We start from the raw sequence: 11,755 nt of genomic DNA on the forward strand, positions 1-11,755 counted from the left end.
AGCTGGATAGAGTGACTGGCTACGAACCAGTAGGTCGGGGGTTCGAGTCCCTTCTGGCGCACCAACGTATTTACGCACTTTGCAGGCTTGCAGGGTGCGTTTTTTGTTGCTTGTTTTGCACGAATGATCTAACTTATCGTATATAAACCGCCCTATTGACAAAACTAAAACTATGGTGTATAATAACATCAGACGATACAAGGTACTCCTTCGGGTGTACACAAAGAGAGCCAGAGGGTGCGACCTCTGGCTCTTGTGATTATTTTACCATTATAACCTATAACCGCAAACCCACGAAAGGGGCTGAACATATGAATTACTGCGAGATAAAAAAGACCGACGTTGCAAACGGCGTGGGGGTCAGGGTCACCTTGTTCGTGTCGGGGTGCAGACATCATTGCAAAGGCTGCTTTCAGCCTGAGACCTGGGATTTTGCCTATGGCAGACCGTTCACGAGTGATACCGCCGACGAGCTGCTTGCCGCCCTTTCAAAGAGCTATGTAAAAGGCCTTACCCTGCTGGGCGGAGAGCCTATGGAGCCTGAAAATCAGCCCGAGCTTACAAAGCTTCTGCGACGTGTGAAAACCGAGCTGCCCCAAAAGGACGTCTGGTGCTATACAGGCTGTACCCTAGAGACAGACTTGCTTGAGGGCGCAAATTCACCTTATAGAACGGAATATACCGACGAAATGCTCAGCCTTATCGACTACCTTGTGGACGGCGAGTTCGTACTTGAAAAGAAAAATATCGCTCTGCATTTCCGTGGCTCTGAAAATCAGCGCATACTCCATAAACAAAAGGGCATTTGGCTGCCTTGTGAGGATATATAGCTATATAAATATAAACAAATAACAAAACCGCTCTCCGTGATATCACGAAGAGCGGTTTTTACTATGTGTGGGAAAATTGTTGTTCGACAATGCTCACAACAATTTGCGTCCTCGACGTCCCGTTTATAACACTATGTCGTCGAATTTCTGATCTTACTTATCCGACTTGCTAAAGAATATCGCCTTGATAAGCTGGATAACAAGCATTGAGCCAAAGCTCAGAATGTATATCCACGCAAACTGCATTCCTGTCATATCGGCGATCTTGAAAAGTCCTTTGAGAGGCGGAACGAGCAGAACTGCGTTAAGGAATACCATTCCAAGTGCAAATGCAAGAAGTCCGAAGCCGTTGTTGAAAAATTCTTTTGTGAAGATAACAGGGCCGTTTTTCTTGCAGGAGAAGCCGTGGAAAAGTCTTGCAGAGCAGAGCACCGCAAACGCCATCGTCATTCCAAGAGCTGCGCTTGTCTTGTTGCCGATGAGGAACGCCGCAGCTACCGCAATGGCGATGATAACGCCGTAAAGTCCGATGCGTCCTATAAATGAACGTGTCAAGATCGACTCGTCAGCCTTTCTCGGCTTATGCTTCATAACCTCTTCCGTGTGTGGCTCAAGTCCCAATCCGATAGCCGGGAGCGAGTCCGTCAGCAGGTTTATGAACAGCAGGTGGATAGGCGCAAACGGAACTGGAAGTCCCAGCAGAGAGTTGAAAAGCACCACGAGAATTGCCGCAAAGTTGCCCGAAAGCAGGAAAAGTATTGCTTTCTTGATGTTCTCGTAAATGTTTCGTCCGTTTCTTATGGCCTTTACGATCGTCGCAAAGTTGTCGTCCGCAAGCACCATCGAGGCTGCGTCCTTTGAGACCTCTGTGCCTGTGATACCCATTGCAACGCCGACGTCTGCCTGCTTGAGGGCTGGTGCGTCGTTAACGCCGTCGCCTGTCATCGAAACTATGCAGCCGTTTGCTTGCCAAGCCTTTACTATCCTTATCTTGTGCTCTGGTGTAACACGGGCGTAAACAGCCTTGTCCTTTACAAAGTCAACAAGCTCTTCATCTGAATAAGCGTCAAGCTCGTGACCCTCGACAGCCTTTGAGCCATCGTCAAGAATACCGATCTCACGGGCGATAGCCGAAGCCGTTACAATGTGGTCGCCCGTTATCATAACAGGCTTTATGCCTGCCTTTTTACATTCCGCAACAGCCGCTTTTGACTCTTCTCTCGGCGGATCCATCATTGCGATAAGTCCAACAAATTCAAGTCCGTCCTCGTCCTCAGGACAGACCTCTGTGCCGTCAAATTTCTTCTGAGCAAACGCCAGTATACGCAGACCTTTTTCGGAAAGCTCCGCAACACGCTGAGTGATGATATCCTTTTCATCATCGCTTGACGTTATCCTGTTTATGAGCACGTCAGCCGCACCCTTGACGTAAAGAATGTTCTCGCCGTCAATGTTGTGCAAAGTCGACATAAGCTTTCTGTCTGAATCAAACGGTATCTCCGCAATTCTCGGCAGATCGCTTCTGACCTTTTCGGGGTCGATGCCAAGCTTTACGCCGAAGTTTATAAGTGCAGTCTCAGTAGGGTCGCCGATCTCAACGCCGTCCTTGCAGCTTGAGTCGTTGCAGAGTATCATCGCCCTTGTCATAGTCTTGACCTTTTCGTCGTCAAGATCAACTGCGTCCGTGTCGATTATCCTGCCGTATACCATGATCTTTCTGACAGTCATCTTGTTCTGCGTGAGAGTACCTGTCTTGTCGGAGCAGATAACGGACACGCTGCCAAGGCCCTCAACAGCTTGGAGCTTTCTTATGATAGCATTTTCTTTTGACATCTTCTGCGTGCCAAAGGACAGCACGATAGTGACGATAGAGCTAAGCGCTTCAGGTATAGCCGCAACGGCAAGTGCGATCGCAAACATAAATGAGTCCATAAGCTCGCCGCCATGGAGCATACTAAGTCCGAAAACAACTGCGCATACGATAAGGATCGCAATAGAAAGCTTCTTGCCGAACTCGTCAAGAGTGTTTTGAAGAGGGGTCTTTCGCTCTGAAGCGTTTTGGATAAGTGTGGCGATCTTGCCCACCTCTGTATCCATTCCGACTTCCGTCACGATCATCTTGCCTCTGCCGTATGTGACGAATGAGCCGGAGTATACCATATTTGCACGCTCAGCCAAAGGCTTTTCGACGCTGATATCGCTCATATCCTTGTCAATGTTCACGCTCTCTCCTGTGAGGGCGGACTCGTTCACCTGCACGGAAGCACATTCGATAAGCCGTCCGTCTGCGCATATCTGATCGCCCGCCTCGATAAGGAGCACATCGCCCGCAGCGATCTCCTCAGAAGGGATCAATACCTTTTCGCCGTTGCGCAAAGCCTTCGCAGTCGGGGCGGAAAGCTTTTTCAGATTTGTAAGCGACTTTTCCGCCTTGACAGTCTGAACAGTTCCGAGAATGGCGTTCATCGTGATGACCACAAGTATTACCGCACAACTTTCAACGTCCTTCATAAACGCTGAAACTATTGCCGCAATTATAAGGATAACAACAAGAAAATCCTTATACTGCTCAAGGAATATCATCGGGATAGATTTTTTCTTGCCCTCTGTAATAACATTCCGTCCGAACTTTTCGCAGTTTTTCACCGACTGTTCGGTAGTCAGTCCGTTTTCGCCCGACGAATATTCGCTGTAAAGCTCGTCAAGCTTTTTTTGATACTGCTGCATAAAATACCACCTTTTTGTTTTGTGTTTTAAAGTTCTGTTTGTGATTTACATTCGTACATTCAGATAAATATACAAATTAGTATCCCCGATAATTATTTTTGTCCTTTATCCTTTTCCCCTCCGATCTCCATAAAGCGAAGCTTTCCGCAATTCATAAACGTCACTTAAAAAGCATAAAAAAATCGGCAAGACGTTTATTGGGTAAACTGCGCCTATGGCAATTTAATCAATAAAAGTCTCGCCGTTTAGATATGAAGCGGTCCCTCATCGGAACGTATTGACGCAAACATAAACGGATCACTCCGCCAGCTACTCTCTTTTACTATGAGATTATTATAACTGAAATTTTTTCGTTTGTCAATACTTTTTTTAGTAAAATTTTGACCAAAAAAATGATGAATGTTCCACGTGGAACATTTGTGCGAAGCAACGTCTATGAATAGCCGTGCGTTTATGAATAGCCACACAAAACAAAACATGCGAACTTCCATTCGCCTGTCAGAATGTTGCAAAAGTGGCTAATCAACGGGCGACCGCAGCTCGCCCCTACATACAAACAGCGTATTTAAGCGCATATGTAGGGGACGGCGTCCTCGACGTCCCACTTGTTTGACACTTTATCAACAAACCGACAGGCGAACTTATCATTCTCCTGTTTTATGCGATCTTGCGATCATATCCGATAAAAAATCATACTATAATGTAAGCAATCACATCTTAGCAAGCTTTGCAAATTCAGCCTTGAGTGCAGGATAAATTTCCGTGTAAAGCTTGTAATACTTTTCGTATTCTGGAACTCTTTCAGCTTCCGGCTGCTGTATCTTGTCTGTCTTGACAACAGCTTTGCAAGCCTCTGGTACTGATGAGTAAATGCCTGCGCCTGTTGCCGCAAGAAGTGCCACGCCGAGGGCTGGGCCTTCCTTTGATGAAGCTGTCTTTACAGGACAGTTGTAAAGATCGGCAAGCATTGATCTCCAAAGCGGTGAGCTTCCTCCGCCGCCGCAAGCCATCATATCTGAAACGTTGATATCCATTTCTCTGAATACCTCAACGCAGTCTCTCAGCGAATATGAAACGCCTTCCATTACGGCTCTGAGCATATCACGCTTTGTGTGCATTGCGGAAAGACCAAAGAACACGCCTCTTGCGTCAGGGTCAAGGTGAGGTGTTCTCTCGCCCATAAGATATGGCAGATAAAGAAGTCTGTTTGCGCCGACAGGAACTTTTTCAGCTTCCTTATCCATAAGATAATATTCGTCAACGCCCATACACTTTGCTGTTTCCTTTTCAGCATTGCAGAAATTATCTCTGAACCACTTGAGGGAAAGGCCTGCGCCCTGTGTTACGCCCATAACGTGCCAAGAATTTGGTACGGCTGCGCAGCAGGTGTGAACTCTGCCCTTAGGGTCGATAGAGATAGACGAAGTGTGGGCGAATACAACGCCCGAAGTGCCGATAGTAGTGAAAGCCTTGCCGTCCTCAGCAACGCCTGTGCCGATAGCAGCGGCAGCGTTATCGCCTGCGCCGCCAACAACGATTGTGCCTTCTTTAAGGCCTGTGAGCTCAGCCATTTTCTTTGTGACCTTGCCCGTTACCTCGCATGACTCGTATACCTTGCCCAGCATTGACATATCGATGCCCAATGTGTCGCAGACTTCCTTTGACCAGCAGCGGTTAGGAACATCGAGAAGCTGCATACCGCTTGCGTCAGATACCTCAGTTGCATATTCACCTGTGAGGATAAATCTGAGATAGTCCTTTGGCAGCAAAATGTGTCTGCACTTTTCGTATATGTCTGGCTCGTTGTTCTTTACCCAAAGTATCTTTGCAGCCGTCCAGCCTGTGAGGGCAGGGTTAGCCGTGATCTTGATGAGCTTTTCTCTGCCGAGCTTTTCGTTCATCTCTTCAACTTCCGCAGCAGTTCTCTGATCGCACCAGATTATAGACTTTCTGAGGACGTTGTTGTCCTTATCGAGCATAACAAGGCCGTGCATTTGTCCAGAAATGCCCACGCCTGCAACGTCGTTCTTGTCAACGCCGCTCTTAGTCATAACCGCCTTGATAGTGTTTATCATTGCATTTGCCCAGTCAGCAGGGTCCTGCTCTGCATAGCCGTTTTTAGGCTGATACATTGGATATTCGATAGTAACAGAGGAAATGACCGTGCCCTTTTCGTCAAAAAGCACCGTTTTTGTGCCGCTCGTGCCGCAGTCAACGCCGATTACATAAGCCATAGTTCTTTTCTCCTTTTATAATATGTATAGTGTCATTTATGTTCGTTAAAACGATTACATTTATTATACAACATCTTTCACACAATTGCAATACCCGTGGGGACTTTTTGTTATAAAAAGTGCGGATAGTGGCAAAAAATAAAAAAAACGCAAAAAATAACGGGCGAACGATGTTCGCCCCTACATATGGTCAGCAAGATCGTTGCCCGGTCGTTCGATTTTTATTATGGTCTGCCGCAGTCGCTCTAGTCCGCCTTTTCAAGCACGAAATAAGAGCTTTCTTCCTCTTCCTTGAATTCCTTGATAGACCAGCCACGGGCGATGAGCTCGTTGAGCTTGTCGATGCGCTGGAATCTGTCCATATCCGGTGCGTGACCTGTCTGTCCGTCGGCAGTCTCTTCTGTTTGCCTTGAAACATAGAAAATCTTTTGCATTTGTGTCTTTGCCTCTTTCTTCATATGATGATAGAAAAGTAAAATAGTATAACAATTTATATACAACTATCATAATTTTATTATACTATACAGGCGGTGGGATTTCAAGCGCAGGCAAATAAATTTAAACTTTTGTTAAGAAATCAACGCATTTTTGAGCTTCCCAAAGGCACTCGCCCTATTCCTGTTTTTCATACCACTTAACTACAAAAAGGCATAACAGCGGTGAAAATGCAGGATTTTTACTGCCGTTATGCAATTTTTACACAAATTATGCCGAAAAAGTTATGATATGTGCTTATTTTTAGATGGCAGCCCTTGACTTTTTTTCATAAAAGGCATATAATATTATTATTAGTTTATATATTTATAGTTTTTATAAATGTTAAATGTTGAAAATAATTTATATGGAGGGTTTAACAATGGGTAGAGTATATAACTTCAGCGCAGGTCCTGCCGTTCTTCCTGAGGAAGTGCTCAAGGAAGCTGCTGACGAAATGCTCGATTACAAGGGCACAGGTATGAGTGTAATGGAGATGAGCCACCGTTCCAAGGCGTTCGATGACATCATCAAGGAAGCTGAAAAGGATATCAGAGACCTTATGGGTATCCCTGATAATTATAAAGTTCTGTTCCTTCAGGGCGGTGCTTCCCAGCAGTTCGCAGCCGTTCCTATGAACCTTATGAAGAACAAGAAGGCAGCGTACATAATCACAGGTCAATGGGCTAAGAAGGCTTATCAGGAAGCTCAGAAGTACGGCGAGGCTGTTGCCGTTGCGTCTTCCGCTGACAAGACTTTCTCTTATATCCCTGACTGCTCAGACCTCGATATCCCTGAGGACGCTGACTATGTTTACATTTGCGAGAACAATACTATTTATGGTACAAAGTTCAAGACTTTGCCTAACACAAAGGGTCACACACTCGTTGCTGACGTTTCGTCCTGCTTCCTTTCTGAGCCTGTTGACGTAACAAAGTACGGCGTTATCTACGGCGGCGTTCAGAAGAACGTTGGTCCTGCCGGCGTTGTTATCGCTATCATCAGAGAAGACCTCATCACAGATGACGTTCTCGAGGGCACACCAACAATGCTCAAGTGGAAAACACAGGCTGACGCTGATTCACTTTACAACACACCTCCTTGCTATGGCATCTACATCTGCGGCAAGGTATTCAAGTGGATAAAGAAGATGGGCGGCCTTGAGGCTATGAAGGCTCACAACGAGAAGAAGGCTAAGATCCTTTATGATTACCTCGACGAGAGCAAGCTCTTCAAGGGCACAGTAGTTCCTGAGGACAGATCACTTATGAACGTTCCTTTCGTAACAGGCGACGCTGAGCTTGACAAGAAGTTCGTTGCAGAGGCAAAGGCAGCAGGCTTTGAGAACCTCAAGGGTCACAGAACTGTCGGCGGTATGAGAGCTTCTATCTACAACGCTATGCCTATCGAGGGCGTTGAAAAGCTTGTTGAATTTATGAAGAAGTTCGAGGCTGAGAATGCTTGATCGTCTTTTAAAGATGATATCTTCACTTGACACTATGCGGCATGACGATTGGCGTGAAAGAATGCAAAGAAAAAACAGTGTGAGGGCTAAGCTTGCGGCTGTAATCTTTGGCATTGTGATAGTCGGTTGCCTGCTTGTCAGAGTGATCTCGTAAACCATTTGAAAGAGGTAATTGAAATGTATAATATTTTAACTCTGAATAAGATCGCTGCCTGCGGTACTGATATCTTTGACAAGGCTAAGTACACAGTAAGCGACAATGCCGAGAATCCTACCGCTATAATGGTTCGTTCGGCTAAAATGCACGATATGGAAATGCCCGAGAGCCTTCTTGCTATTGCAAGAGCAGGCGCAGGCGTAAACAATATCCCAGTCGAGAAGTGCGCAGAGCAGGGTATCGTTGTATTCAACACACCTGGTGCAAACTCAAACGCTGTTAAGGAGCTTGCTATTTGTGCGCTGCTTCTTGCTTCAAGAAAGATCACAGAGGCTGCCGCTTGGGCTGCTTCACTCAAGGGCACACCTGACGCTCCAAAGACTGTTGAGGGCGGCAAGGCTAAGTTCGCAGGCCCAGAGATACTCGGCAAGACACTTGGCGTTATCGGTCTCGGCGCCATCGGCGGAAAGATCGCAAACGCTGCCGTTGCTCTTGGAATGAACGTTATCGGCTATGACCCATTCCTTTCAGTAAACGCAGCTATCCAGCTTGAGCCTTCTGTAAAGGTAACAGCCGATATCAACGATATCTACAAGGAAAGCGATTATATCACTATCCACGTTCCTTATACACCTGATACAAAGAACACTATCGACGAAGCTCAGATAGCAATGATGAAGGACGGCGTTCGTCTTATCAACCTCGCAAGAGGCGAGCTTATCAACAGCGAGGCTGTCGTAAAGGCTATCAAGGACGGCAAGGTAGCAAAGTATGTAACTGACTTTGCTGACGATGTTGTTCTCGGCGAAGAGAATGTTATCGTCCTCCCACACCTTGGCGCTTCCACACCTGAGTCTGAGGACAACTGCGCAACAATGGCAGCCCACGAGCTTATCGACTATATCGAGAAGGGTACTATCAAGAATTCAGTAAACTTCCCGAATGCAGAGCTTGCTAAGACAGGCGATCACCTGGTTTGCGTTCTTCACAAGAACGTTCCTGCTCTTATCGCAAAGATATCTTCTGTTGTATCTGACAAGGGCGCAAATATCGAGAACCTTGTAAACAAGTCCAAGAAGGACTGGGCTTACACAATGCTCGATGTTACAGGCGATGTTGACGCTGACGCATTCAAGGCTATCGAAGGCGTTGTTGGCGTAAGAGTTCTTTAATAAAAGAGCATAATAGCATAATATACGAAAATATGCAGCAATGGGGCTGCCCGTGGACGAATTGCGTCTCGGGCGGCCTTTTTGATTAGAAACATCAAAAACTATGGCAAATTTATAACTTATAAGTGAAAAATGGAGGAATCAAAAATGGAAAAACTGGTTATGGCGATACTCTTTATAGGAATACCGATGGCGCTCACGCAGCTTATTTACAGGATAATAGACCACAAGGGTAACAAGACCGCAAAGCTTGCGGAGCGTTTCCCTGTTATCGTGAAGAAAAAATTCCTTGTGCAGATAGGCGGAGCAATGGCGTTCGTTATCGTGTTCGGACTTATATCAATGGTGTTCAATCTGCCTATCAAGGTGTTTTTTATCGCCTGCGGAATAGTTGTGGGCGTGATAAACGGAATGGCTGTTACGCTTATGTACAGGGATTAAAAGCAACAACTCAAAGCAAAACAAAACGGACGAACCGCTGCGGCTCGCCCGTTTTTGTATAGTTGCATATCTATGTTTTATTTCTTCAAAGTGCCGTGGATAGTCTGACAAACGTAATAGTAAATTTTCGAGCAGGTGTCAGGGGAATAATGCAGGCCGTCATAGGAATCATAGCCAGTTGAGCGGAGATATTCGCAGCTGTCTATTATCTTTATGCCCTTGTTGAGCTTCTGCTTCATCGTGTTGTTGAAATTCGTTATTATCTCTTCACGATAGCCGTATTTTTCGCCTGTGCAGGGGTTGATGGTCATAAAGTAAACTGTGCAGCTTCCCTTTGTCTTGTCGTAAATTTTGTTGTAGGCTTCAACATATTTGTCAAGATTTTTCAGATCATTAACGCCGAGGTTCAAAATGATGTTTGCATTTTTCAATGCGCATATCTTGTCCATATTCTCGGTGAGATATTTGTAGCCTTCGCCGCTTTTTGCGATAGTTTCGATATCCTCATAGCGCCTTAGATGAACTGTCCTCGAATCGCCCACCCAAACGTCCTTTGTGCGGCTCGTGGTGGCGGTATAAGGCTTTTTAAGCGTTGTGCAGGATTTGTCACGGGTCAAAGCCTCATAAGTCTTGCCCTTTTCGGTCTTGTAGGAATATATCCTGTATTTGTAGGCCTTGTTTGCGGAAAGTTTGATATCATAGTAATACTTGTCCGTTGTCTCCGCAAGCTGTTCCCACTTCTTTGTGCTGTCGTTATAGCGGTAAATGCGGTATTTATCCGCCTTTGAGCTGTCCCCCCATTCAAGCTTTACGCTGCCTGTTTTTGCTGTGAGCTTAACGTTCGTGGGGGCTTTATTGTGCTTTGTAGTGGTGGATACTGCGATCAAACAGCCGTTTGCATAACGTCCGCCGCCATATTTTTTCGCCCTTGCCTCGACTGTGTATTTTGTATCACGTTTGAGACCTCTGAAAGTGTAGTCGATATTCTTGTTGCTCACCGATACCGACTGTATTTTCTTACCGTTTTGATAGATCGTGAGTTCATACTTTGAGCACTTCTGCGATTTCCAGGTGACACGAACGGCGTCGGAATCTCTGTTCACGGCGGTGATCTTCATATCCGTTGGGATGGTTGCGAAATAGTTTGTTTTCGACCAGCCGCCGTAAGTCTTTTTCGAGCCGGAACTTTTATAAGCCCTGATCTTGTAGCCGTATCTCAGACCTGCGCCGAGGCCTTTTATGGTATAGCTGCACTTTGACGTCGTGCCGGCTTTGTACCATTTGTCGGTGTTTTCAAGATAGTACCAAACTTCATAGCCCTGCACGCCCTTGACGGACTTCCAAGATACGGAAGCGGTGGTCTTAGTGCTGTCATAATCGCTGTTGAGAGCAGGCTTTGCAATGCTTGCCGCCGAAACAGACGAGACTGTATTTATGATTGATGAAACGTTGATATTGTCAGCCGAAACAGCTCCAGCGCCGCTTATGCACATAACCATTGCGCAGACCGCCGCCGAAAGCTTAGAAAGTTTGAGCTTCATAGAATTCCCCCAAAGCAAAAAATAATAGCCGCCAGTATCACAAGCGACTATCATTATTATAACATATCACCAAAAGCTTGTCAAGCGTGAGCCTTTGTTATCGGCAAAATGCCAAAAGGTGTGACCCGTCGGCTATTTTTTTCTGAATACCAGCAGCTTGCTGATAATATAGTTTAGTATGAGCACGATCACGTTTGCCACGATCTTTGTGGCCCAGTAATTGAACGCAAGCAGGGAATAGCCCAGCCACATCATAAGCATTTCAACCAGCAGGGTGAAAAGACGTCCGCCATAAAATGACGCCGCCTCCGAGGCGATAGCTTTTGCGCCTTCTGCCTCAGACTCGAACACCCATATCCTGTTTGTGATATAGGCGAACGTTACCGCACATATCCAAGAAAACACCGTGCTTGCGGTGGAAACAATGCCCTTGCCGCTGCCAAGCTGCTCCAAGAGCATTTTTGACAGTCCAGCGGTCACAAAGCTCACCGCTGTTGTCAGCACGCCGAAAAACAGATACAAAAGCATTTCCTTGTTTTTTACATAAAAGGGTCTGAACCAGCCGAATATCTTCCAGTCCATTATCCTGTCAAAAATATCTTTTTCTTTTTTTGCCATTTTCATTATCTCCTGTTGAAATTTTGGTGTAATACACATAACGCTGTTTATGCTTATGCGAAAAATACGGCTAAAAACGGGCGAACGTAAATTGTT

Annotated in this window: 10 protein-coding genes; 5 read left to right on the forward strand and 5 right to left on the reverse strand. The window is 45.9% G+C overall.

All coding sequences use genetic code 11. The features are described 5' to 3' along the window. The first annotated feature begins 311 nt into the window (after positions 1-311). Positions 312-830, forward strand: coding sequence for an anaerobic ribonucleoside-triphosphate reductase activating protein (gene nrdG / locus QZ371_RS11045; protein ID WP_295213156.1), 519 nt, complete (start codon positions 312-314; stop codon positions 828-830). 153 nt (positions 831-983) lie between these two features. Here the strand turns inward: nrdG and QZ371_RS11050 are convergent, their stop codons facing one another. The 3 genes from QZ371_RS11050 to QZ371_RS11060 form a co-directional block, all read right to left on the reverse strand. Further along, positions 984-3,557 (reverse strand): cation-translocating P-type ATPase, encoded by a 2,574-nt coding sequence (locus tag QZ371_RS11050; protein ID WP_295213158.1) that lies wholly within the window; start codon positions 3,555-3,557, stop codon positions 984-986. Positions 3,558-4,267: 710 nt separating this feature from the next. Next, complete coding sequence (gene xylB / locus QZ371_RS11055; protein WP_295213159.1) at positions 4,268-5,791, reverse strand: xylulokinase; 1,524 nt, start codon at positions 5,789-5,791, stop codon at positions 4,268-4,270. Positions 5,792-6,036: 245 nt separating this feature from the next. Beyond that, entirely contained in the window at positions 6,037-6,225 is a 189-nt protein-coding gene (locus QZ371_RS11060; protein WP_295213163.1) for a hypothetical protein, read from the reverse strand. Between the two features lie 422 nt (positions 6,226-6,647). Here QZ371_RS11060 and serC point away from each other — a divergent pair, with 422 nt between their 5' ends. From serC to QZ371_RS11080, 4 genes are all read left to right on the forward strand, one after another. After that, positions 6,648-7,730, forward strand: coding sequence for a 3-phosphoserine/phosphohydroxythreonine transaminase (gene serC, locus QZ371_RS11065; protein ID WP_295213166.1), 1,083 nt, complete (start codon positions 6,648-6,650; stop codon positions 7,728-7,730). After that, entirely contained in the window at positions 7,723-7,884 is a 162-nt protein-coding gene (locus QZ371_RS11070; RefSeq protein WP_295213168.1) for a hypothetical protein, read from the forward strand. Before serC ends, QZ371_RS11070 begins: the two co-directional genes overlap by 8 nt. A gap of 23 nt (positions 7,885-7,907) precedes the next feature. After that, on the forward strand, positions 7,908-9,059 hold the full coding sequence (locus tag QZ371_RS11075) for a 3-phosphoglycerate dehydrogenase family protein (protein WP_295213169.1): 1,152 nt from the start codon (positions 7,908-7,910) through the stop codon (positions 9,057-9,059). Between the two features lie 147 nt (positions 9,060-9,206). Then, on the forward strand, positions 9,207-9,500 hold the full coding sequence (locus QZ371_RS11080) for a hypothetical protein (protein WP_295213172.1): 294 nt from the start codon (positions 9,207-9,209) through the stop codon (positions 9,498-9,500). A 77-nt stretch (positions 9,501-9,577) separates the two neighbouring features. Here QZ371_RS11080 and QZ371_RS11085 read toward each other — a convergent pair whose 3' ends face one another. Next, positions 9,578-11,041, reverse strand: a complete 1,464-nt coding sequence (locus QZ371_RS11085; protein WP_295213174.1) for a fibronectin type III domain-containing protein — start codon at positions 11,039-11,041, stop codon at positions 9,578-9,580. A gap of 132 nt (positions 11,042-11,173) precedes the next feature. Beyond that, positions 11,174-11,659: a GtrA family protein gene (locus QZ371_RS11090; protein WP_295213176.1), complete on the reverse strand. Its 486-nt coding sequence runs from the start codon at positions 11,657-11,659 to the stop codon at positions 11,174-11,176. Positions 11,660-11,755 lie beyond the last annotated feature (96 nt).

Origin of the sequence: Ruminococcus sp. (assembly GCF_019423705.1) — a bacterium.
GTDB lineage: Bacteria > Bacillota > Clostridia > Oscillospirales > Ruminococcaceae > Hominimerdicola.